Annotated in this window: 25 protein-coding genes; 14 read left to right on the top strand and 11 right to left on the bottom strand. The window is 69.4% G+C overall.

Annotation, left to right across the window (positions count from 1 at the left end; genetic code table 11):
- Window positions 1–20: 20 nt before the first annotated feature.
- From H5J31_RS30245 to H5J31_RS30230, 4 genes are all read left to right on the top strand, one after another.
- Window positions 21–968 (top strand): LysR family transcriptional regulator, encoded by a 948-nt coding sequence (locus H5J31_RS30245; protein WP_181776067.1) that lies wholly within the window; start codon window positions 21–23, stop codon window positions 966–968.
- Entirely contained in the window at window positions 965–1,747 is a 783-nt protein-coding gene (locus H5J31_RS30240; RefSeq protein ID WP_181776066.1) for an alpha/beta fold hydrolase, read from the top strand. Before H5J31_RS30245 ends, H5J31_RS30240 begins: the two co-directional genes overlap by 4 nt.
- Before the next feature lie 85 nt (window positions 1,748–1,832).
- Entirely contained in the window at window positions 1,833–3,182 is a 1,350-nt protein-coding gene (locus tag H5J31_RS30235) for an MFS transporter (protein WP_181776065.1), read from the top strand.
- 102 nt (window positions 3,183–3,284) lie between these two features.
- A complete protein-coding gene (locus tag H5J31_RS30230) occupies window positions 3,285–3,842 on the top strand; it encodes a dihydrofolate reductase family protein (protein WP_181776064.1) in 558 nt (185 codons plus the stop codon).
- Window positions 3,843–3,898: 56 nt separating this feature from the next.
- Here the strand turns inward: H5J31_RS30230 and H5J31_RS30225 are convergent, their stop codons facing one another.
- Window positions 3,899–4,153, bottom strand: coding sequence for a phosphotransferase (locus H5J31_RS30225; RefSeq protein ID WP_407925073.1), 255 nt, complete (start codon window positions 4,151–4,153; stop codon window positions 3,899–3,901).
- On the bottom strand, window positions 4,150–5,259 hold the full coding sequence (locus tag H5J31_RS30220; RefSeq protein ID WP_181776063.1) for an FAD-dependent oxidoreductase: 1,110 nt from the start codon (window positions 5,257–5,259) through the stop codon (window positions 4,150–4,152). Before H5J31_RS30220 ends, H5J31_RS30225 begins: the two co-directional genes overlap by 4 nt.
- Window positions 5,260–5,340: 81 nt before the next feature.
- On the opposite strand from H5J31_RS30220, the gene H5J31_RS30215 reads away from it, so the two are divergent.
- On the top strand, window positions 5,341–5,904 hold the full coding sequence (locus H5J31_RS30215) for a TetR/AcrR family transcriptional regulator (protein ID WP_181776062.1): 564 nt from the start codon (window positions 5,341–5,343) through the stop codon (window positions 5,902–5,904).
- On the opposite strand, the gene H5J31_RS30210 is transcribed toward H5J31_RS30215, so the two are convergent.
- Genes H5J31_RS30210 through H5J31_RS30190 form a run of 5 tightly spaced genes read right to left on the bottom strand, consistent with a single transcriptional unit; the run spans window position 5,901 to window position 10,888 of the window.
- Complete coding sequence (locus H5J31_RS30210; protein WP_181776061.1) at window positions 5,901–6,902, bottom strand: TerC/Alx family metal homeostasis membrane protein; 1,002 nt, start codon at window positions 6,900–6,902, stop codon at window positions 5,901–5,903. The two genes, H5J31_RS30215 and H5J31_RS30210, sit on opposite strands and share 4 nt — an antisense overlap.
- A 41-nt stretch (window positions 6,903–6,943) precedes the next feature.
- Window positions 6,944–7,858 carry a LysR family transcriptional regulator gene (locus H5J31_RS30205; RefSeq protein WP_181776060.1) on the bottom strand — a complete coding sequence of 305 codons (915 nt, stop codon included), beginning with the start codon at window positions 7,856–7,858 and terminating at the stop codon, window positions 6,944–6,946.
- Entirely contained in the window at window positions 7,855–9,036 is a 1,182-nt protein-coding gene (locus H5J31_RS30200) for a glycine C-acetyltransferase (RefSeq protein ID WP_181776077.1), read from the bottom strand. Before H5J31_RS30200 ends, H5J31_RS30205 begins: the two co-directional genes overlap by 4 nt.
- Window positions 9,036–10,067, bottom strand: a complete 1,032-nt coding sequence (tdh, locus tag H5J31_RS30195) for an L-threonine 3-dehydrogenase (RefSeq protein WP_181776059.1) — start codon at window positions 10,065–10,067, stop codon at window positions 9,036–9,038. The genes H5J31_RS30200 and tdh overlap by 1 nt, the downstream gene beginning before the upstream one ends.
- Before the next feature lie 59 nt (window positions 10,068–10,126).
- Window positions 10,127–10,888: a TetR/AcrR family transcriptional regulator gene (locus H5J31_RS30190; RefSeq protein WP_181776058.1), complete on the bottom strand. Its 762-nt coding sequence runs from the start codon at window positions 10,886–10,888 to the stop codon at window positions 10,127–10,129.
- A 60-nt stretch (window positions 10,889–10,948) separates the two neighbouring features.
- Between H5J31_RS30190 and H5J31_RS30185 the strand changes: the two genes are divergently transcribed.
- Window positions 10,949–11,734: an ABC transporter ATP-binding protein gene (locus H5J31_RS30185; RefSeq protein WP_181776057.1), complete on the top strand. Its 786-nt coding sequence runs from the start codon at window positions 10,949–10,951 to the stop codon at window positions 11,732–11,734.
- Window positions 11,731–12,507, top strand: a complete 777-nt coding sequence (locus H5J31_RS30180; protein WP_181776056.1) for an ABC transporter permease — start codon at window positions 11,731–11,733, stop codon at window positions 12,505–12,507. The genes H5J31_RS30185 and H5J31_RS30180 overlap by 4 nt, the downstream gene beginning before the upstream one ends.
- Here H5J31_RS30180 and H5J31_RS30175 read toward each other — a convergent pair.
- Complete coding sequence (locus H5J31_RS30175) at window positions 12,479–13,198, bottom strand: GNAT family N-acetyltransferase (protein ID WP_181776055.1); 720 nt, start codon at window positions 13,196–13,198, stop codon at window positions 12,479–12,481. The genes H5J31_RS30180 and H5J31_RS30175 overlap by 29 nt on opposite strands.
- 66 nt (window positions 13,199–13,264) lie before the next feature.
- Window positions 13,265–14,461, bottom strand: coding sequence for a PP2C family protein-serine/threonine phosphatase (locus tag H5J31_RS30170; RefSeq protein WP_181776054.1), 1,197 nt, complete (start codon window positions 14,459–14,461; stop codon window positions 13,265–13,267).
- 135 nt (window positions 14,462–14,596) lie between these two features.
- Between H5J31_RS30170 and H5J31_RS30165 the strand changes: the two genes are divergently transcribed.
- The 6 genes from H5J31_RS30165 to H5J31_RS30140 all read left to right on the top strand — a co-directional run bounded on the left by H5J31_RS30165 (window position 14,597) and on the right by H5J31_RS30140 (window position 19,014).
- Window positions 14,597–15,052: a MarR family transcriptional regulator gene (locus H5J31_RS30165; protein WP_181776053.1), complete on the top strand. Its 456-nt coding sequence runs from the start codon at window positions 14,597–14,599 to the stop codon at window positions 15,050–15,052.
- Window positions 15,053–15,152: 100 nt separating this feature from the next.
- Window positions 15,153–16,022 carry an STAS domain-containing protein gene (locus H5J31_RS30160; protein ID WP_181776076.1) on the top strand — a complete coding sequence of 290 codons (870 nt, stop codon included), beginning with the start codon at window positions 15,153–15,155 and terminating at the stop codon, window positions 16,020–16,022.
- On the top strand, window positions 16,019–16,417 hold the full coding sequence (locus H5J31_RS30155) for an STAS domain-containing protein (protein WP_181776052.1): 399 nt from the start codon (window positions 16,019–16,021) through the stop codon (window positions 16,415–16,417). Before H5J31_RS30160 ends, H5J31_RS30155 begins: the two co-directional genes overlap by 4 nt.
- Window positions 16,407–16,844 carry an anti-sigma regulatory factor gene (locus tag H5J31_RS30150; protein ID WP_181776051.1) on the top strand — a complete coding sequence of 146 codons (438 nt, stop codon included), beginning with the start codon at window positions 16,407–16,409 and terminating at the stop codon, window positions 16,842–16,844. The genes H5J31_RS30155 and H5J31_RS30150 overlap by 11 nt, the downstream gene beginning before the upstream one ends.
- Window positions 16,841–17,839 (top strand): ATP-binding protein, encoded by a 999-nt coding sequence (locus H5J31_RS30145; RefSeq protein WP_181776050.1) that lies wholly within the window; start codon window positions 16,841–16,843, stop codon window positions 17,837–17,839. Before H5J31_RS30150 ends, H5J31_RS30145 begins: the two co-directional genes overlap by 4 nt.
- On the top strand, window positions 17,836–19,014 hold the full coding sequence (locus tag H5J31_RS30140) for a PP2C family protein-serine/threonine phosphatase (protein WP_181776049.1): 1,179 nt from the start codon (window positions 17,836–17,838) through the stop codon (window positions 19,012–19,014). Before H5J31_RS30145 ends, H5J31_RS30140 begins: the two co-directional genes overlap by 4 nt.
- On the opposite strand, the gene H5J31_RS30135 is transcribed toward H5J31_RS30140, so the two are convergent.
- Entirely contained in the window at window positions 19,015–19,698 is a 684-nt protein-coding gene (locus H5J31_RS30135; RefSeq protein ID WP_181776048.1) for a TetR/AcrR family transcriptional regulator, read from the bottom strand. It lies immediately after the preceding gene.
- 108 nt (window positions 19,699–19,806) lie between these two features.
- Between H5J31_RS30135 and H5J31_RS30130 the strand changes: the two genes are divergently transcribed.
- Entirely contained in the window at window positions 19,807–20,565 is a 759-nt protein-coding gene (locus H5J31_RS30130) for a sigma-70 family RNA polymerase sigma factor (RefSeq protein ID WP_181776047.1), read from the top strand.
- Window positions 20,566–20,567: 2 nt separating this feature from the next.
- On the opposite strand, the gene H5J31_RS30125 is transcribed toward H5J31_RS30130, so the two are convergent.
- Window positions 20,568–22,304 carry an ABC transporter ATP-binding protein gene (locus H5J31_RS30125; protein WP_236005474.1) on the bottom strand — a complete coding sequence of 579 codons (1,737 nt, stop codon included), beginning with the start codon at window positions 22,302–22,304 and terminating at the stop codon, window positions 20,568–20,570.
- Between the last annotated feature and the right edge of the window lie 30 nt (window positions 22,305–22,334).

The raw sequence follows: 22,334 nt of genomic DNA, 5'->3' as shown, positions 1-22,334 counted from the left end.
CGCGATGACAGGGGTCGACGGTGGACTTCAAGCAGCTCAAGGCGTTGGTGACCGTCGCGGAGGTCGGCAGCGTGACCCGGGCTGCCGAGTTACTGCACCTGGTCCAGCCCGCGGTCACGCGCCAGATCCGCACCCTGGAGCAGGAACTGGGCGTGCCACTGTTCGAGCGGACCCGGCACGGGATGCGGCCGACCGAGGCGGGCGCGACCCTGGTCGAACGAGCCCGGCGCGCCCTCACCGAACTCGACCGGGCCCGCGCCGAACTGGCCCCGACGCCCGGCGTGGTCACCGGGATCGTCACGGTCGGCCTGCTGGAGAGCGCCGCGGAACGGATCGCCGCACCACTGACGACGGCCGTCCTGCGCGACCATCCGGGGATCGAACTTCGGCTGCTCACCGCGTATTCGGGGCATCTGCAGCGATGGATAGACGACGGCGACGTCGACCTCAGCCTGCTCTACAACCTGACCAGCACGCCGTCGCTCAATGTCCGGCCACTGGTCCGCGAGCGGCTCTGGGCCGTCGCTCCCCCGTCGGCCGGGCTGGACGCCGCACACCCCGTCCCGTTCGCCGAGGTGGCCGCACATCCGCTCGTCATGCCGTCCGAGGGGCACGCGTTGCGCACCCTCATCGACGGCGCGGCCCGCGAGGCCGGTGCCGACGCCGAGACCGCAGTGCAGACGAACTCGATGACCCTGCAGAAACGCCTGGTCCTCGGCGGGCACGGCTGGACGATCCTGCCGGGGATCGGCATCGCGCAGGACGTCGCCGACGGCATCTTGAGCGCGGCCCCGGTCCGCGAACCGGAGATCTGGCGCACCGTCGTCCTCGGGACGCCTCGCACGGGCCGGGTCACGCCCGCGGTCGACGTCGTCGCGCGGGCGCTGGTCCGGCAGATCCACCAGACCGTGACCGACGGCGAGTGGCCCTCGGCGCAACTCTGGGACGACCGAAAAGGAGAAGGATGAGCACGCTTCCCCGCACCGGCCACGCCGTCGCCGCCGACGGCACACGGCTGGCCTTTCAATGCCACGGCACGGGCAGGCCGCTCGTGCTGCTGGCCGGGCAGGCGAACGACCATACGTGGTGGAACCGTACGCGCGAGGACTTTCCGAGCACGATCACCATGGACTACCGCGGCACCGGCGCCAGCGACGCACCCGACGTCCCTTATTCCACAACGGGTTTCGCGGACGACGTGATCGCCGTCCTCGACCACCTCGACGTCGCCGAAGCCGACGTCTACGGCACCTCGATGGGCGGCCGCGTCGCGCAGTGGGTCGCCGCGAGGTATCCCGGCCGGGTCCGGCGGCTCGTCCTCGGCTGCACCTCACCCGGCGGCACGCACGGCGTCGAGCGGTCGAACGACGTGCGGCTGGCACTCGCCCGCCGTTCCTCCGCGGAGGCGCGGGAAACGTTGGAGAACCTGATGTACACGCCCGATTGGCGGGCCTCCCATCCCGGTCCGTACCAGGTGCTCGGGGCGCACGGCATGCCACCGCACGCCGTGCGCGGTCACCTCGTCGCGAGCAACACCCACGACGCCTGGGACGCGCTCCCCCGGATCACCGCGCCCACCTTGGTCCTGCACGGGGACGACGACCTGCTCGCGCCGCCGGCGAACGCGCCCTTGCTGACCGGGCGGATCCCCGATGCGCGAATGCATCTGTTCACCGGGGCCCGGCACGCCTACTTCGACGAGTGCCGTCCGGAATCGAGCGAGCTGGTTCGCGACTTCCTGGCCTGAGCCCTCGCTTGGCTTGATGGAGCCATGCGCGCCGGGTATGCGTCCATCGCGGATTTCTATTTCTCAACCGCGGGCATCACAGCTCATGATGGTCGGCATTCCCGGAGCGAAGGAGCTTCCCTTGCCGCACAAGAAACCCGGTGTCGTCGCGAACGTGGTCCGCGGCTGCCTCGGGAACCTGGTCGAATGGTACGACTGGTTCGTCTACGCCTCGTTCAGCATCTATTTCGCGGCCAGCTTCTTCCCCGCGGGAAACCAGACGGCACAGCTGCTTTCCACCGCCGTCGTCTTCGCCGTCGGTTTCCTGATGCGCCCGCTCGGCGGCTGGCTCCTGGGCCTGTACGCCGACCGGTTCGGCAGGCGAGCGGCGCTGACGCTGTCCGTGACGCTGATGAGCTTCGGTTCCCTGACCATCGCCATCACACCCGGCTACGCGTCGATCGGGATCCTCGCCCCGGTGATCCTCGTCGTCGCCAGGCTCGCGCAAGGCCTGTCGGTCGGGGGCGAGTTCGGTTCGAGCGCGACCTACCTGTCCGAGATCGCCACGCCGCGGCGGCGCGGGTTCTATTCGAGCTTCCAGTACGTTTCGATCACCGTCGGCCAGCTCGCCGCCCTGCTGGTGATGATCGTGATGCAGTCGCTGCTGACCGAAGCGCAGATGTACTCCTGGGGCTGGCGCGTCCCGTTCGTGATCGGCGCGATCGCCGGGCTCGTGGTCATGTACCTGCGGCGCAGCATGGAGGAATCCGAGCATTTCCAGCAGAACGCGCTGACCCGGCGACGCGGAGGACTTCGAGTCCTGCTGAGCGAGCACCGGCGTCAGGTCTTCGCCGTCCTCGGTCTCGCGATCGGCGGCACGGTCGCCTTCTACACCTTCACCAGCTACCTGCAGAAGTACATGGTGAACACCGCGGGGATCCCGAAGCCGACGGCGTCCCTGATCGGTTTCGCCGCCCTGTTCCTGTTCATCTTCATGCAGCCGATCGCCGGCGCCCTCTCCGACCGCTGGGGACGTCGTCCGGTGATGTTCGGTTTCTCGGTCGGCGGAATGGTCCTGACCGTACCGATCATGACGCTCGTGGGCGGGACGGACAATCCGTGGATCGCCTTCCTGCTCATGGTCACCGCGCTGGTCTTCCTCAGTGGCTACACGGCCCTCTCGGCGATCATCAAGGCGGAGATGTTCCCCACCAACGTCCGCGCCCTCGGCGTCGGACTCCCCCACGCCCTGGCGACCGCGATCTTCGGCGGTCTGTCGGAGCCGATCGCGCTGGCGCTGAAGCAGGCCGGTCACGAGAGCGTGTTCTTCTGGTGGGTGACCGGGTGCATCGCCCTGACCTTCTTCGCCACCTTGGTCGTCAAGGAACCTTCTCGTGATTCTTCCTTGGAGGTAAGCGATTCCGCTTCGCCTGCCCGGGATTCCGTCGCGAGGTAAGACCACTTTCGCCGACAATATTTCTTGTCTTGACATCTACGATCGTCGGTGCGAGTGTTGTGCGACCCGGCAGTCGCCGGACACACACCGGGAGGCATCGCGATGCGGAAGTTGATTCTGGGTTTCTACGTCTCGCTCGACGGCAAGAGCGCGGACGCCGACAACGGGATCCGGGACGTCATGATGGCGATCGACGACCCCGAGCAAGAGGAATACTTCGTCAGCGGACTATGGGAGGCCGGCGCCTTCCTCATGGGCCGGAACACCTACGAGGGCATGGCCGGATACTGGCCCGGCTCCGACCATCCGTCCGCCAAGGCGATGAACGAGATCCCGAAGGTCGTGTTCTCCCGCACCCTGGAATCCGCCGACTGGTCCGAGACCCGGATCGTCCGCGGTGACACGGCGGAAGAGATCGCCAAGCTCAAGGCCGAACCCGGCAAGGACCTCGTCGCCACCGGCGGCATCGCGTTCGCGCACTCGCTCATCAAGCTCGGCGTGGTCGACGAGTACCGGCTGTGGGTGCTGCCCGCCGTCACGGGCAAGGGCGCCGCCCTGTTCCCGGAATTGAACGAGGCCTTGAAGCTTCGCCTGGTGAAGAGCACGGCCTTCCCGTCCGGCGTCCTCGAACTGATCTACACGCCGGCCGATAAGCCTTGAGAGGCAAGGCGTATCTCATGCCGGCCAGCCTCGCGGGAAGGTGTTGCGAAGTGCCCTTAGCCGGACAAGATCTCCCTCAGGACGCGCAACGCGTTCGCGGCCTCCCGGTCCGCGCGGCCCAAGGTCCGAGCACAAGCGACGAGTGTCTTCCAGAGAGCCCACCCACGCCCGCGCGCCCAAGCCGCGTCATCGACGGACAGTCGCTCGCGGAACACCTGCCGGCCGTCCGCGGTGAGCAGCGTCCAGGCGATCGCCAGATCGCAGGCCGGATCGCCGACACCGCAGGTCCCGAAGTCGAGGCGGAAGGTCAATCGGATTGCGCGCTCACCGACAGGACGACCGGCGAGTAGCCCTCGTCGGCAGGTGCGTCGAGCAGGCCTTCGGCGCCGTTCTCCAGCTGCCGCGCGATTTCCACCGACCGGGGAAGCATCGTCTTCTCGTAGGTGGCGACGGCTTCGCCGATCGTGGCGGAGCCGGCCAGCGCGAGAGCGAGTTCGCAGGCGTCGAGCATGGCCAGGTTGACGCCGACGCCGAGTGGCGGCATGAGGTGGGCGGCGTCGCCGAGCAAGGTCACGTTCGGCGTGTGCTTCCACGTGTGCGGGACGGGCAGGACGAACAGCGGGCGATCGACGTACGGCCCGTCGTTGTCGGTGATCATGCGGAGCATCGGCGGCGACCATTCCGAGAACGCGTCGAGCAGCCGGGCGCGGATCTCCGCGGTGTCACCGGCACCGATCCAGTCCGCGGGCAGGCGCTGGATGACGTAGACGCGGATGTGGTCGCCGCTGTTGCGCTGGGCGAACAGGCAGCGTTCGCCGTCGGCCGCCATGGCGCTGCCCTGTCCCACGAGCGCGGCGATTTCGGGATGCGCGTTGTCGACGTCCTCGAACCACGCTTCCAGGAAGGTGATCCCGGAATACTCCGGGACGGCCGCCGACACCGCCGGGCGGACCCGCGACCAGGCGCCGTCGGCCCCGATGACCAGGTCCGTCTCGGCGATCGTCCCGTCGGCGAAGCGCAACTGCCCGGACCCCCCGACGGCCACCAGGGTGCGGCCCCATTCCACGGTGCCCGGCTCCAGTGAGCCGAGCAGCAGCCGACGCAGCCTGCCCCGGTCGATCTCCGGTTTGAAGAGTTCGCCTTCGGCCGGGACATGGTGCTCCAGGATCCGTCCGGCCATGTCGAGTTTGCGCATCTCCTGCCCTTCCGGCCGTGCCAGGGCGAAGAACTCGTCGAGCAGACCGGCTTCGCGCAGGGCGAGCTGCCCGTTGTCGGCGTGCAGGTCGAGGGTGCCGCCCTGGTTGCGCGCCTCGGGGTGCGGGTCGCGGTCGTAGACCTTCACGGGGATGCCGTGCTTCTGCAGGATGCGGGCGCAGGTGAGGCCACCGGGGCCCGCTCCGATGATGCTGATTCTCATGAACCCAGAAAAGCAGAACGAGTTAAAAAGTGCAACGAGTCAACTTAGTGACCGTGGCAACTAATGCGGTAGAGTGCGCTCATGGAGACACCCGGACGGCGTGAACGCAAGAAGGCGGCGACGCGGCAAGCGCTCGCGGACGCCGCGCTGGAACTGTTCCTGGAGCGGGGCTACGACCAGGTGAGCATCCGCGACATCGCCGAGGCCGCCGACGTCTCGACCACGACGCTGTTCAAGCACTTCCCGGGTAAGGAGGCCCTGGTCTTCGACGAGTCCGAGGACCGCGAGGCGAACATGATCGCCGCCGTACTGGAGCGCCCCACCGGACAAAACGTCGTCGAGGCGCTGCGCGAGTACGTGCTCGCGACCTGGCTCCCGCTCACCGAGCATCCCCAGTACCCCGAATTCACCGCGCTGGTGAGCGGCACCCCCGCGTTGCAGGAGTACGGCGAACGCCTGTGGACCCGGCACGCCGCGGCCCTCGGCGCCGCCATCGCCGAAGACGCGGGCGCGGACCCGGACGACGTCTCATGCCGTGCGCTGGCGCGGTTCGTCCTGGACATCCCGGCGCTCACGCGCGGCAGGCCGGACCCGAGGAAAGCCGTCGAGGAGATCTTCGACCTCCTGGCCCACGGCTGGCGCTAGTCCTCTTCGGACGGAGGCCGTGAGGCGCGCAGCGATCCCGGATGCGCTTTGACCGCAGGATCGTTGCGAGTCTTGAGCAGGCTCGCGACCGTCACCACGACGAGGATGCCGATGATCACCGCGAGGCTGACCGGCGTGGAGATCTCGGGAACGCTGTCGTCGATGTCCACATGCGCCCAATGCAGGATCAGCTTGACCCCGATGAACCCGAGGATCACCGCGAGCCCGGCCGACAGGTAGACGAGCCTGTCGAGCAGACCCTTCACCAGGAAATACAGCGCGCGCAGGCCCAGCAGGGCGAAGGCGTTGGCGGCGAAGACCAGGTACGGCTCGTCGGTGACGCCGAAGACGGCCGGAATCGAGTCCAGCGCGAACAGCAGGTCGATCCCGCCGATCGCGAGCAGTACGACCACCAGCGGCGTGCCCACCCGCTTGCCTTCGAGCCGGGTGAACAGCTTGCCGCCGTCGTACTCCTTCGACAGCGGCAGCAGACGGCGAGCTGTCCGCACCACCACGTTGTTCTCGACGTCGGGATCCTCGTCGCGATGCCGGAACAGCTGGATGCCGGTGTAGATCAGCAGCAAGCCGAACAGCAGGAACATGAAGGAGAACAACGAAAGCAGCGTGGCGCCGAGCGCGATGAAGATCGCGCGCATGATCAGCGCGACGACGATCCCGAACGTGAGCACCTTGTGCTGATGTTCCTCGGGCACGGCGAAGGTGCTCATGATGATCACGAAGACGAAGAGGTTGTCGACCGACAGGCTCTTCTCCACGATGTAACCCGCGAAGTACTGCTGCCCGAAGTCACCGCCGTGCGCGAGCGTCAGCCAGACGCCGAAAGCCACCGCGACCAGGATGTAGCCGATCGACCAGGCCACCGCCTCGGCGAAGCCCACCTTGTGCGGCCGCACGGCCGCGAGGATGAGATCGAGTGCCAGCAACGCGAGCACCAGTCCGATCGTGACGGTCCAGGTGAGGCCATCGATCTGGAGCATCCGCGCCCTGTTCTCTCGTCAAGCCGGCAAGTGCCCCGATCCTAAGGGCGGTGCTCCGGGTCCGCATTCGCATGACCCGGCGACGCTTCCAGCAGTTCCGCGAGAACGGTCTTGAGCAACGGATGATCCGCGCTCCCCCGCCGGACCGCGGCGAACACGCGGCGCAACGGCGGTTCACCCCGCAGGGGGACGGCGACAGCGCCGGGCACGGCGGTGAAAGCATTGCGTGGCACCAAGGCCACTCCCTCTCCCGCGGCGACGAGGGTGGTGATCGCGTGGAAGTCGTCGGAGACGTGCCGGATCTCGGGATTGGCGCAGGCGATCATCAGGACGTCGCGGCAGGGGTTCCCCGGTTTCGGCGCGATCCAGTCGTCGTCGGCGAGTTCGTCGATGTCCACTTCGGACGCTTCCGCCAGCCGGTGCCCGGCGTTCAGCACGACGTCGAAAGGTTCCACGTACAACGGGAACCGGGTGAGCCTGCTTTCGTCCGTTCGCGGCGAGAGCCGGTATTCCTCGGTGATCGCCAGGTCGATCTCGCCGTCGAGCAGCAGCGGGATGCTCGCGTGCCCCTCGACGTCCTGCACCTGGACGGAGACCCCCGGCGAACCGGAACGCAACGCGGCGATCGCCGGCGCCACGACCATGGTGATGGCCGACGCGAAGGTCGCCAGCCGCACCTGCCCCTGGACGCCGGAATCAAGGGCCGCCAGCGTCGCCTGTGCCCGTTCCAGTTCGGCGGCGACGGCGTTCGCGTGCACCACCATCAGTTCACCCGCCGGTGTCAGCGAAACCCGGCGGCCCCGGCGGCGAAGCAGTTGCTGGCCGCACTCGGCTTCGAGTGCGGCCAGCTGCTGGGAGACCGCGGACGGTGTCAGGTGCAGCGCCTGGCCCGCCGCCGTCACGGTGCCGTGGTCGGCGAGGGCGCGCAGTACCCGCAACCGTCGCGGATCGATCATTCGTCCATCATGGACCTTGCTGTCACGAACGCGTCGACCGCACGGTCGACATCTTCGGTCGAGTGGGCCGCCGACATCTGCGTCCGGATCCGGGCCTTGCCGTGCGGCACCACCGGATACGAGAAACCGACGACGTAGATACCCTGGTCGAGCAGCAGATCCGCCATCTTGCCCGCCTTGGCGGCGTCGCCGATCATCACCGGGATGATCGGGTGCTCACCGGGCAGCAGGTCGAAGCCCGCTTCGGTCATCCGGCGCCGGAACAGCTCGGTGTTGGCGCGCAGCCGGGTCAGCAGTTCGCTCGACTCGCCCAGCAGTTCCAGCGTGGCGAGCGCGGCGGCGGTGATCAACGGCGCCAGCGAGTTCGAGAACAGGTACGGCCGGGACCGCTGCCGCAACATCTCGACGATCTCCGCGCGGCCGGAGGTGTAGCCGCCGCTCGCCCCGCCCAGCGCCTTGCCGAGAGTGCCGGTCAGCACGTCGACCTTGTCCTGCACGCCGAACAGTTCCGGCGTACCGCGCCCGGTCGGACCGGTGAAACCGACGGCGTGCGAGTCGTCCACCATCACCAGCGCGTCGTAGCGTTCGGCCAGCGCGCAGATCTCGTCGAGCGGCGCGAGGTAGCCGTCCATCGAGAACACGCCGTCGGTGGCGATCATCCGGTACCGCGCCCCCGAAGCCTCCTTGAGGCGTGCCTCCAGGTCGGCGACGTCGCGGTTGCGGTAGCGCATCCGCTTCGCCTTGCACAGCCGGACGCCGTCGATGATCGAGGCGTGGTTGAGCTCGTCGGAGATGATCACGTCCTGGTCGGTCAGCAGCGTCTCGAACAGTCCGGCGTTGGCGTCGAAGCACGAGCTGTAGAGGATCGTGTCCTCGGTGCCGAGGAACTCCGAGAGCTTCGCCTCGAGTTCCTTGTGCGGCTGCTGCGTCCCGCAGATGAACCGCACCGACGCCATGCCGAAGCCCCAGCGGTCCAGCGCCTCCTGCGCGGCCTTGATCAGCGTCGGGTGGTCGGCGAGGCCGAGGTAGTTGTTCGCACAGAAGTTGAGGACGTCTCCACCGGCGACGCTGACCGAAGCCTTTTGCGGCCCCTGGATCACCCGCTCGCCCTTGTACAGCCCGGCTTCCCGGATCTCGGCGAGCCCGGCCTTGAGGTCGTCGCGCATCGCGCCGTACATCAGTTCTCCGTCCAATCCAGAATGACCTTGCCGCAGCGGCCTTCCCTGGCCGTCGCGAACGCCTTCTCGTGGTCCTTGTACCCGAACCGGTGGGTGATCACCGGCGAGATGTCCAGTCCCGCCTGCAGCAGCACGGACATCGAATACCAGGTCTCGAACATCTCGCGGCCGTAGATCCCCTTGATCTGGATCATCTTCAGCACGACGGCGGCGATGTCCACCGAGACGTCGGAGGCGGGCAGCCCCAGCAGCGCGACGCGGCCGCCGTGGGACATGTTCGCGATCATGTCGCGCAGCGCCTCGGGCCGTCCGCTCATCTCCATGCCGACGTCGAAGCCTTCGGCCATGCCGAGCCGCTCCTGCGCGTCGGCGATGGTCGCCGACGAGACGTCCAGGGCGAGGTCGACGCCGACCTTGCGGGCCAGTTCCAGGCGGTGCTCGCTGACGTCGGTGACGACGACGTTGCGCGCGCCGGCGTGGCGGGCGATCGCGGCGGCCATGATGCCGATCGGGCCGGCGCCGGTGACCAGTACGTCCTCGCCGATGACGGGGAAGGAAAGCGCGGTGTGCACGGCGTTGCCGAGCGGGTCGAAGATCGCGGCGATGTCGAGGTCGACCTCGTTGCGGTGCACCCAGGCGTTCGCCTCGGGCAGCACGGCGTACTGCGCGAAGGCGCCGTCGACGTGCACGCCGAGGCCCTTGGTCCGGGCGCACAGGTGCCGCCGTCCGGCCTTGCAGTTGCGGCAGCCGCCGCAGACCAGATGCCCTTCACCGCTGACCAGGTCGCCCACCTTGACCGTCGTCACCGACCGGCCGATCTCGACCACCTCGCCGACGAATTCGTGCCCGATGACCAGCGGGGCCGCGATGGTGCGCGCCGCCCAGTCGTCCCACGAGTCGATGTGCAGATCGGTGCCGCAGATACCCGCCCGCAGCACGCGGACGGCGACGTCACCGGGCCCGATGGCGGGGTCCGGGACGTCGGTGAGTTCAAGCCCTGGTGCTCGGTCGGCTTTGACCAATGCCTTCATGGCGCGAAGTCTGGTCGCCGGGACCTGTGCAGTCCATCGCGAGTTTCTGAAATCCCTCGTTAGCGTGTCTTCACAAGCGCGGCCACTCCTTCGAGCAGCCGGGCCAGCCCGAACTCGTAGGCGTGCTCGGGATTGTGCGCCGCGTTGTGCGCCTCCCCCGCCGCCTGCCCGACGCGCGCGGCGAGCGGGAAGCGCTCGGGATCGAAGACCTCGGCGAGTGACGGGCCGGCCTTGGCCCACCACTGCTCGTCGTCCATCCCGGTGCGGCGGACCGCGCGATCGGCCTCGACCCGGCGGCGCGCGACACCCTGGACGTGGTCGTGCACCAGGGTGAGCACCGAATCCATCTCGACGTCGGTGAGGCCGAGGCCTTCGACGACGGCGAGTTCGCGTTCGTATTTCGCGATCGACTGGGGCCCGAGCGGCGGGCGCCCGGTGAACACCTGCAACACCCACGGATGCCGCAGGCAGAGGTCCCAGTTCACCCGCGCGACCTCCCGCAACCCGTCCGCCCAATCTTGTTCGCCGGGTTCGCCGAGTTCCCGCACCGCCTCGCCGTAGACCTTGTCGAGCATCGCTTCGAGGAGTTCCTCGCGGGACGCGATGTAGGTGTAGAGCGACATCGTGCCGACACCCAGCGACTCGGCGACCCGGCGCATCGAGAGGGTGGCGAGGTCCTGGTCGCCATCGGCGAGCCGGACGGCGGCGGCGATCACCTGTTCGCTGGTCAACGTGTGTTTCGGCCCGCGCCGCGGTAGTTGCCGGGTACCCCACAACGTCGCGATCGTCCGGGCCGGATCGCCGCCGTTGATCTCCGTCATGGCGCCATCATAGGCGACTTACTCCGTAACCCGTACGAAGTCCGTGCTACGCTTCTCCGTATGCCATACGAAGAAGCGGCGCTCGAAGCCGTCGACCTGCGCAAGCGGTATCGGGACAAGGTGGCGCTGGACGGGTTCGGGCTCACCGTCGCGGCCGGCACGGTCTGCGGCCTGCTCGGCCCGAACGGGGCCGGGAAGACCACGGCCGTGCGGATTCTGAGCACCCTGCTGCGCCCGGACAGCGGGAAGGCCCGCGTCGCGGGGCACGACGTCCTCGCCGACCCCAAGTCGGTGCGGTACCGGATCGGCCTGGTCGGGCAGAACGCCTCGGTGGACGAGATCCTCACCGGCCGTCAGAACCTCGTGCTGTTCGCGAAGCTCTACCACCTGAAGGCCGCGGCGGCGAAACGCCGGGCGGACGAACTCCTCGAACGATTCGACCTCACCGAGGCGGCGGGAAAGCCCGTCGCCGCGTACTCCGGCGGGATGCGGCGGAAGCTGGACTTGGCGACCAGCCTGATCCTCTCGCCGCCGGTGCTGTTCCTCGACGAACCGACCACCGGACTGGACCCGCGGGCCCGCATAGAGGTCTGGGCTTCGATCAAGGACCTAGTCGGCTCCGGGACGACGGTGCTGCTGACCACGCAGTACCTGGAGGAGGCGGATCAGCTGGCAGATCAGATCGCCGTCATCGACGCGGGCCGCGTCGTCGCGGCGGGCACCCCGGACGAACTCAAGGCGAAGGTCGGGCCCGACCGCGTCGAAACCGTCACCCGCAAACCCACCCTCGACGAGGTCTTCCTCCACCTCACCGGCCACGCCACGACCACCGGGGAGCCCCGATGACCGCGATCACCGACACCGCCGCCCTCACCGGCCGCATCCTGCTGCACTGGCGGCAACGGCCCGGCTCGATCCTGGTCGGCTTCCTGTTCCCCGTCCTGATGGTGCTGATGTTCGGCTACCTCTTCGGCGGCGCGATGGCCGTTCCCGACGGGGACTACCTGGACTTCCTCATCCCCGGCATGTTCGCGATGACGATGCTGTTCGGCCTGGAGGCCATGGTCGTGGCCGTCACCACGGACACCGCGAAAGGCGTCACCGAACGGATCCGCGCCATGCCGGTCACCGCGACGGCGGTCCTCGCCGGGCGCGGGATGGCCGATCTGCTCAACGCCGTCGTCGGCCTCGCGGTCATGGTGGTGACCGGGCTGCTGGTGGGGTGGACGCCGGAACGCGGCCTCCTGCCGGCGCTGGCCGCGTTCGGTTTGCTGCTGTGGCTGCGGTTCGCCTTCACCTGGGTGGGGATCTACCTCGGCCTGCTGCTGAAGACGCCGGAGTCGGCCGTCGCCGTGCAGATCCTGGTCTGGCCGGTCGGTTTCCTTTCGAGCGCGTTCGTCTCGCCGTCGACCATGCCGGGCTGGCTCGGCACGATCGGCACGTGGAATCCGTTGTCCGCCACCGCGACCGCGATCCGGGACCTGTTCGGCAACCCGACCTGGGGCGCGACCGACTGGGCGAGCACGCATTCGGTCGTGCTCGCCCTCCTCTGGCCAGCCGTGCTCACGGCGATCTTCCTGCCGCTGGCGGCTAAGCGGTATCGCGCGCTGAGCCGGTGAGGACGCCGGCCGCGACGCCCCCGGGAACGCGGACCGAGACGAAGTCCGGCCGCGGCACGAGTTCGAAGCCGATCGAGAGGTACAGGCGGATGGCCGAGGTGTTGGCCGCCGCCGCGTGCATCATCGGCCGCTCGCCACGCTCCCGGATTCCCGCCGCCACCGCACGGATCAGGCGGGTCGCGAGGCCCTGGCCGCGGTAGGCCGGGTCGGTGCAGACGGCGCTGATCTCGGTCCAGCCGGGCGGGTGCAGCCGCTCCCCCGCCATCGCGATCAGCGCGCCGCCACGCCGGATTCCCAGATATGTCCCCAATTCGATGGTCCGCTGCCGGAACGGTCCAGGTTTGGTGCGTTCGACGAGGTCCAGCATCTCCGGCACGTCGTCGGGACCCAGCCGGACGGCTTCGGCGTCTTCGCGTGCTTCGAGCGCGACGTCGACCAGCCGGACCCCGGCGATCCTGCCGAGGACCTCCCAGCCGGCCGGGACGGGAAGGGAGTTGTGGACGGTGACCGTCTCGCCCGGCCCGGCCAGCGCCGCGACGTCGTCCCATACGCCGTCGTCCGGTTCCGGTGGCAGAGCGAAGAAAGGAGCGACATCGACCGGGTAGCGCAACACCTGGCCGGAGCGTTCGGCGAAGTGCGCGTGCGGACCGGTCAGGGATGCCCAGGTGGGATCGTCGACAGGAATGACCATGACGGCTGCGACATCGCCGGACGGGCTTTCATTCCCGCTCCCACATCCTGAACACGCGACGTCCGGTCAGGCTCCGGCGGCCACTCCGAGATCGCCGTCGGCCCCCGGGTTCGGCCCGAACCAATCGAGACACACGACCATCGCGTCGTCGGCCGCGGGCCCGCCGCCGCGGTGCTCGGCCAGCTCGGCGAGGACCGCCCGAGGGACGTGCGCGGCCGGCTGTTCGGCGGTCGCGACGACGGCTTCCGCCAGTTCGCGATCGCCGTAGAGCTCTCCGTACGCGCCCGCAGCGTTGTAAACACCGTCGCTGACGAACACGAAGCGGTCGCCGGGCAGGGCTTGCAGCCGTTCGACGGTGTACGAGGTGTCCTCGAACGTGCCGAGCGGAAGCTGTTCGTCGAAGGCGACGCGTTCGGCCTTGCCGTCGCGCAGCCGCCACAGGCGGGGTGACCCGGCGTCGACCGCGTCGATCTCACCGGTCGCGAGATCGAATTCCAGCAGGAGGGTCGCGACGTATTCCTGCCCGCGGTATTGCGCGTAGAGGGCCTGGTCGGCGAGTTCGGCCTGGGTGTCCAGCCCGATCCCCGCCCGCCTGGCGTTGCGCAGGGCGTTGACGGCGAGGTTGGTCAGCAGGGCAGCGCCACTGCCCTCCCCCATGCCGTTCACCAGCGTGACCGACAGTTTCCGCGCCGACGCCGACCAGTCGAAGCAGTCGCCGTAGATGGCGTACGCGGGTTCCAGCTGACCGCCGAGAGCGAACTCGGGGCGGGTACACGCGCGCCCGGGCAGGAGCTGCCATTGCATCTCGGCGGCGAGCGTGAGCCTGGACGACCGGCGCGCCTGCACGTAGAGATCGGTGTCGCGGTCGGCGACGAAGACCTCGTGCGCGAGGGCTTCGGCGAACCGGCCGAGTTCGGCCCACACCGGCGGTTCCTGCTCTTCGGGCAGATCGACGACGAGGACGCCGAGACGGTCGCCTCGCACGGAGACCGGGAGGTAGGCGCGTACGCCGTCCTCGACGTTCTCGAAGGTCGCCCCTTGCGAAGTGAAGGCCTCACCGGCGGGCGTCCCGGCCATCGGCACCGGATCGGTGGTGTACGGCAGCACGGTCACCCGGCACAGCTCCGTGAGGCTGTAGTCGGCCATCAACAGGTCGACCGTCAGTGCGCCGAAATGCTCCCGGAGCGCCGAACGCAGTCCATCGAGCAACTGATGCGGCTGGACGCCTCTCAGGATCCGTTCGACCGCCAGGGATCTGTCCACTTCCATCGCCTCTCACACGCAACGAAACCGGCGTCCTGGCGGACACCGGCGTATCGGGTCGGCACCGCGCGAGCGGACCGGCCGGAGGGCGTGCCGCGGTGAGCTGGGCTGACAGTTCAGCATAAGGATGCGAGAGTGGGTGTCGTGAATCGGTCCTCCTCCCCCGACGGCACCGAAACGGTGGCGGCGGCGGTGACCGAGACGGCCGAACTGCTCGAGATCATGTTCGAGCGGGCTCGCGAGGCGTCACCGCGTCCGCTGTCGACGTCCCAGGTGCGTGCCGTCGTGGCGCTCGATCACCACGACGGGCTGAACCTGCGCGCTCTCGCCGAACTGCTCGGATCGACCCCGCCGCTGGTGAGCCGCCTGTGCGACCGTCTCGAAGCGGTCGGCTTCGTCGAACGGCTCCCGAGTACGCACAGCCGTCGCGAACTGACGCTGCGGCTCAGTGACCGCGGCCGCGCCTACCTCCGTGACCTGCGGGCACGGCGTCGCGAAAGCCTGGAATCGGTGCTGGCGAAACTCACCCCGGACGCCAGGGCCGCACTCGCCACCGGTCTCCACGAGTTCAGCGAAGCGGCGAGGTTCTGAAGCCCGGGCTGTGTCTCCTTCACCACTGACGTAAGGTCACTGTTGTCATATGACAACTGTCGTGGCCATCGCCGGTCGCGCCCAACGCCCTGGAGGTGTGGTGCAGGGGACCGAGGACTCCGTGGTCCGGGACCTGCTTTCACGGATCTTCGACGCGGACCAAGAGGGCCTCGTCGACGACTGGGTCCGGTGGCAGCTGACGGATTCGCCGGCCTGGACCGGCGAGCAGGACCTGCGGCGCGAGGCGAAGGAACTGCTCGAAGCCCTCCGCGAGGCCCTCGGTACCGAAATCCCGCTGGAGCGGATCGTCGACCGCGACGAAGCCGTCCGCGCCGCGCTGCGGGGCCTGTCCGAACGACGCGCCCGCGCGGGTGCCGCGCCGACGGCGACCGCGCTGGCGATCCTCGCACTGAAGCGCACCACACTCGCCGCGGTCGAACAGCACACCGAAGACCTCGCGATCCGCTATCACGCTTCGCTGCAGGTCAACCGGCTTCTCGACGCGGCAGGCCTGCTCACCTTCTCGGTCTACGTCGAGGGGCGGGAAGAGATAATCCGCCGCCAGCACCAGCAGATGCTGGAACTGTCCACCCCGGTGGTGCGCCTGTGGCGGCAGGTATTGGCGGTGCCCCTGATCGGGACCCTCGACAGTGCTCGCACGCAAGTGGTGATGAGCAGCCTTCTCGAGGCGATCCAGGCCCACGAGGCGCGAGTGGCGATCATCGACATCACCGGCGTGTCCACTGTGGACACCGCGGTCGCGCAGCATCTGCTGCAGACGGTCAGCGCGGTCCGGCTGATGGGCGCGGAATGCCTGATCAGCGGCGTCCGGCCGTCGATCGCGCAGACCGTCACCCAGCTCGGCATCGACCTGTCGCATATCGTGACCCGCGGTTCGCTCGCCGACGCGCTGGCCGCGGCGATGAAGTTGATCGACGAACCCGCCCGGACCGGCGTGGTGACCGGGTGAATCCCCGGGCCGGCCTGCCGATCCTTCGGCTCGGGGACATCCTGATCAGCGGACTGCTCAGCGACCTCGACGACACGACCGCGCTGGAGTTCACCGGCGAACTCACCGGCCGGATCGCCGACGAAGGCATCCGCGGGGTCATCCTCGACATCTCCCGGCTGGAGATCATCGATTCCTTCGTCGCACGCGTCCTGATGGAACTGGCCGCCACCGGGCGGCTCCTCGGCGCCCGGATGATCGTCGCCGGGATGCGCCCCGCCGTCGCGATCACCCTGTCCGAACTGGGCCTGCGGCTCACCGGCGTCCAAACCGCGCTCAACGCCGAACAGGCCATGGAACTCCTGGGGTGGCGCCGACCCACTGAGGCCGCCGAAGAGGCGCCTCGTGCTTCCTGACGAACTCACCGACCCGGACCGGGACGTCCCCGCGCGCGAACACGCCGTTCGTGCCGAAGAGGACCTCCTCACCGCGCGGCACGCGGTACGGGCCGACGCGGTCGCGGCCGGCTTCTCGATCGTCGACCAGACCAAGATCGTGACCGCCGCGAGCGAACTGGTGCGGAACGCCTACATCCACGGCGGTGGCGGCACGATGACGGTCACCGCCGTTCGGGACGCTCACGGGCGGGTGGGGCTCGCCCTGTCCGTACGCGACGAAGGACCGGGCATCGAGGACGTCGAACAGGCCATGGCCGACGGATTCAGCACCGGCGCCGGCCTCGGGCACGGCCTCGGCGGCACCCGGCGGCTGATGGACGAGTTCACCATCGACACCGCCCCCGGCGAGGGCACGACGGTCACCGTCGTCCGCTGGAAGCCATGAACCTGGCCGAAGCGTCGCTCACCCGCTTCATCCACATCGACCACATCAGCGCGGTCTACGCCGCGACGCGCGCGGCTCGCGAGGTCGCGGCCGAAGCGGGCCTGCCGGAGGTCATCGCCGAACGCGCCGCCGTGGTCACTTCGGAACTCGCGAGCAACCTCGACAAGCACGCCACCGACGGCGCCGTCTTCGTCCAGCGCTCGCTCGCCGGCCCGGGTGTGGAGGTCTACGCCGTGGACAGCGGCCCGGGGATGGCGGATCTGGACCATTGGCGGGTCGACGGCCACACCACGACCGAGACGCTGGGGACCGGGCTCGGCGCCGTCGGCAGGCTCGCGACCGAGTTCCGCATCCGGTCGGCGGCGGGTGATGGCACGGTCGCGGCCGCCCGGATCCTCGCCCCGGGTCACCAGGCGGTCGACCTCGCCCACTTCCGGCTCCCGCGCGAGGGCGAGGACCGGTGCGGTGACGCGCTGGCCGTCTCGGCGATGCCCGGGGCACGCACCGCCGTCGTCGTGGACGGGCTCGGCCACGGCCCGGAAGCGAGCGACGCCGCCGAAGCCGCGATCGCCGTCTTCCGCCGCGATCCGGACCGGCCGCTGCCCGAACACCTCAACGCGATGCACCGGGCGCTGCGGCAGACCCGCGGCGCGGCGGTCGCACTCGCCCGGACCTCCGAAGGAACGCTCGACTTCTGCGGCGTCGGCAACATCGGCGGCCTCGTGCTGACGCCGGGGCAGTCGCATCCGCTGCTCAGCATCCCCGGCATCGTCGGCTTCACCCTTCCCGTCGTCCGCGTGCGGACGGTGCCGCTGACCGGCCACGAACTCGTCGTCCTGCACACCGACGGGATCGGCACCGGCTGGCGCGGTCCCGTGGCGCTCGGGGCGGTCCCGTCCCTCACGCTCCTCGCCGCCGATCTCGCCCAACGCCACCGCGACCTCCGCGACGACGCCGCGTTGATCGCCTTCGGTCCGGGAAAGGGACTCCTGTGACAGACGATCACACCGGCCGGTTGCGCCACCTCGCGCGGGAGGCGTGCGCGGCCGCCGGCGTGCCCGCCGAGCAGCGGGCAAGGCTCGTGCTCGCGGTGACCCTGCTGGCCGGAACCGGCCCGGCGCCGGGCTTCTCGACGACCGTGGCCGACGGCAGGCTGTCGATCACGCTGGAAACGCACCGTCCGATCGGCCAGCGGGAACGCAACGCCCTCCCGCTGTTCCCCACCGCGGGCGAGGGGACGATTCTGACCTGGCATCTCACCACCGGCGCCGAGCCGGTGACGGTGGCGGCCGACGACGAGACCGCCACCCGGGACGAGATGCTCGCGCTGGTCGCCCGCGCCGACGCGATCAGCAAGGACCAGCGCGAGCTGAAGCACGAACTGGCGGAGACGAACAGCGGCGTACTCGCGATGTACGTCGAACTGGAGGAACGGGGCGAACAGCTTCGCAACGCGCACGCGGTGATCTTCCGTGAGCTCGAAGACGCGCTGCGCCCGCCACCGCCGCGAGCGGACGCCTTCGAACTGGCCGTCCACTACGCGCCGAGTCAGCAGGACTCCCCGACCGGCGGGGATCTGTACGACTGGTTCGTCCTGCCCGACGGGAACGTGCACATCACCCTCGTCGACGCCGTCGGCCACGGGGTCACGTCGACCAGGCACGCCCTGACCGTCACGCACGCGATCCGCACCCTGGCGCTGGAAGGCCATCCCTTCCGCGACCTGATCGCGCACACCGCCCGCACCCTGGCGACGATCGAACCCGACCTCATGGCGACCGTGCTGCTCGCCCGGCTGAATCCGGCGACCGGCGACGTCACCTTCGCCAACGGCAGCCATCCCCGACCGGTCCTGGCCACCGCCGGCGGGGAGACCGAGCTCCTCGTCGCCTCGACGTCCGGCCGGGGCATCGGCTTCCCGGACCCGGGAAGCCACAGTCTCGTCCACCGCACCCTCGCCGACGGCGACCTTCTGGTCATCTACACCGACGGTCTCGTCGAAAGCCGCAAAGACTTCCTCGAAGGCGAAGAGCGCCTGCTGGCGGCCGCGCGCCGGAACGCCGGGCGGCCCACCGCGAAGATCCCGGATCTCCTGGCCACCGAGATGCTCGACATCGTGCTGCACGCCGACGACACCGTCGTCATCGCGATTCGCTACCGGCCAAGGTGATCACCTGTCCGGCACGAGCAGCGGCGAGTGCGGGTCGAGTTCGATCCCGCCCTCCCGGAGCGTGTCGTCGATGACCCGCCAGATCCACCGCACCAGCAGGCCCGCCAGCTCCGGCAGCTCGATACCGCGCGGGTTCTCCAGCCAGCGCGCGGCACTCGTGTCCACGAGCCCGACCAGACCGAAGGCCAGTGGCTCGGCGATCCGGGCGTCGAGGTCGAACGTGTCGAGATAGTGCTCGAACAGGAGCGTGAGCTGCCGGGCGATGGCCGTTCTGACGTCGGTGATGGCGTCGCGGCCGCGCCGTCCGGCCTGGGAGTGCCGCGCGAGGTAGCGGTAGAGGCTGCCGTGTTCGGCGAGCCAGCCGGTGTGCGCGCCCACCGCGACGGTGATCAGCTGCATGGGCGTCCCGCTCGGATCCCACAGCGGGGCGAGCTCGGCCGTGATGAGGTGCACGGCCCGGTCGGCGATCGACCGTTGCAGGTCGGCGGCGTCCTCGAAATGCTTGTAGACCCGGGTTCTCGCCACCCCCGCCTCGTCGGCGATCTGTTCGGTGGAGACCTCCGGTCCGTGCTCGGCGATGGCGCGCAGTGCCGCGTCGACGAACTCCCGTCGACGGCGCTCCCGCTGTCCCGCCCAGCGCGCCGCCCGGCCGTCCGGCCGCGGCGCGTCGGCTTCAGGCGTCATCCCCCAGAGTTTATCGGCAGCCATCTAACCGGTACACTACCGTACTCGTTACTTTGGGCTTCACTTTGTCACCGAGAGTATTCGGATCGGCCCGTCCGGGAGACCGCGATGAGGGATGACGTCGAGAACGGCGCACCGGATGCCGTGCTGCTCGAAGCCCTCCGTGACGGCGACATCGACGCGGGAGAGGCGTTGTTCCGGCGACACGCCGAACCGCTCCGCCGGATCGCGGCCGGCTGGGTCACCCAGCCCACCGAACGGGACGACCTCGTGGCCGAGGCCTTCGTGCGCGTCCTGACCATCATCCGCGCCGGCGGCGGACCGCGGGAGAACCTCCGCCCGTACCTCGCCGTCACCATGCGGAATCTCGTGGCCAAGTGGAGCCGCCACCGCAACCGCGTCGAGCTGTACGGAACGGCTCCGGCGACCGAGGAGGCCACCGCGGCCGCCGGAGCGGAAGAACTCGTCATCCTCCGGTCGAACGCCCGGCTGGCGTGGACCGCGTACTGCGCGCTCCCCGGCCGGTGGCGGACCGTGCTGTGGCGCTGCGAGGCCGAGGGCGACTCGCCGAAGGTGGTGGCGCCGCTGCTGGGGGTGTCCCCGAACGGCGCCTCCGTCCTGGCGTTGCGAGCCCGCGAGGGACTGCGTCAAGCCTTCCTCCAGGCACAGGTCCCCGACGCCGGAACGCCTTGCTGCCGCGAAGCCCGGCGCCGCATGGGCGCCTGGCTCCGCGGCGGGGTGCCGGACCGCCGCGCGAATCTGATCACCGCGCACCTCGCGGGCTGCGAGCCCTGCCGGACCGTCGTCACCCGGCTCGACGAGGTCAACCGCGAGATGCCGCCGGGCGCGCGAGCCGCCTCCGCCTGACGTCAGCCGGGAACGGGGGCGCCGTCGCCCGCGATCCGCAGTGCCTCCACCAGTTCCCGGTACAGCGTGTCGGTGGCGAGCAGATGCTCGTGGCTTCCGCTCGCGCGCACGCGGCCCGCCTCCATCACGACGATCGTGTCCGCGTCGATCACCGTGGACAGCCGGTGCGCCACCGTCACCACCGCGCCCTCGCGGGCCCGCCGCCGGATGCAGTCGTGGATAGCGCTCTCGGTCCGGCCGTCCACCTGCGCGGTCGCCTCGTCGAGCAGCACCACGTCCGGTGTCCGCAGGATCGCCCTGGCCAGCGCGATTCGCTGGCGTTCACCGCCGGACACCGACGTCGAAGAAAGCGGGGTGTCCAGACCGTCGTCGAGCGCCGCGATCTTGTCCGAAAGCCGGACCTCGCCGAGTGCGCGCAGGACCTCTTCCTCGGTCGCGTCCGGATGGGTGAAGAGCAGGTTCTCCCGGATCGTGCCGGGCACGATCGGCGTCTCCTGCTCGACGTAGGCCAGCCGCGTCCGCACCGAGGCGTACGGCAGATCCGCGTACTCCCGCCCGTCCAGCAGCACCTTCCCCGAAGACGGCTCCACGAACCGCATGATGAGCGACAGCATCGTGGTCTTGCCGGCGCCGGACGGCCCGACGATCGCGGTGTGCCCGCGCCTCGGGATCGCGAGCGACACGTCCTTCAGCGCCGGGTCGCCGCCGTACCCCGCTGTCACGCCGCGCAGTTCGAGCACCGGCCCGTCCTGGACGCCCTCGACGGCGGGAGCGGAAACCTCGTCCTCCTCGACGTCCAAGGCGTCCATCTCGCGGATCCGCCCGGCCGCGGCGATCCCGGCCTGCAGCGCCGTCATGTTCTGGCTCAGTTCGGTGATCGGCTCCATCAGCGCGAACGCGTACAGAAGGAACGCGATCAGGCTCGACACTTCGAGCAGTCCCGCGTCGACCCGCCAGGCGCCGAGTCCGAGGATCACCAGGATCGCGCCCTGGATGCCCGACCACGCCACCACCCACGCGACGGCCTCCCGCCGTACCGCGCGGACACCGTGGACGGTGGCCGCCTCCGCGTCGACCAGGACCCGGTCGGCCAGCCTGCCCTCGGCACGGCTGGCCTTCACGGTGCGGATCGCCCGCAGCGCGCCTTCCAGCACACCGCCGAGACGGCCGACGCGGTCCTGCGCCTTCTCCTGTTCCTTCGCGATGGCCGGCATGAGCCAGACGAACAGCGCGATCACCACGACCACCGCGGCGACCGTCGTACCCAGCAGGACCGGGTCCAGCACGCTCATCAGCACCAGCGTGCCGATGAGCATCACCACGCCGTTGATCAGCCCGATCACACTGGACGACGCCGCCTCTCGCAGCAGCACGGTGTCCGAGGTGACCCGGGTGACCAGCTCCCCCGTCGGCCGTTTGGTGATCGCCGGGATCGTCGCGCGGAAGAAGCGCCGCACCATCGATTCCCGCGCCTTCAGCACCACTCGTTCGCCGATCGTGCCGAGCAGGATCCACTGCGTCAGCCAGATCAGCGACCCCACCAGCATCAGGCCGAGCAGCGCCAGGATCGGACCGGCGAGCGACGCGGAGGATCCGAGCGAGTCGAGCACCCATTTCGTGACCATGGGGGTGGCGAGGCCGGTCGCGGAGCCGAGCAGCGCGAGCACCAGGCCGATCGCGAGTGCCCCCTTGTGTGGTCTCGCGAACGACCACAGCACCTTCAATCGTGGAGTATCCATGGTTCTCAATGGAACACGCGTGTTCTAAAA

It is taken from the genome of Amycolatopsis pittospori (genome assembly GCF_013870525.1).
GTDB classification, from domain to species: domain Bacteria; phylum Actinomycetota; class Actinomycetes; order Mycobacteriales; family Pseudonocardiaceae; genus Amycolatopsis; species Amycolatopsis pittospori.
Note: the sequence above shows the minus strand (reverse complement) of the source record. Positions and strands in the feature narration are given on the sequence as shown.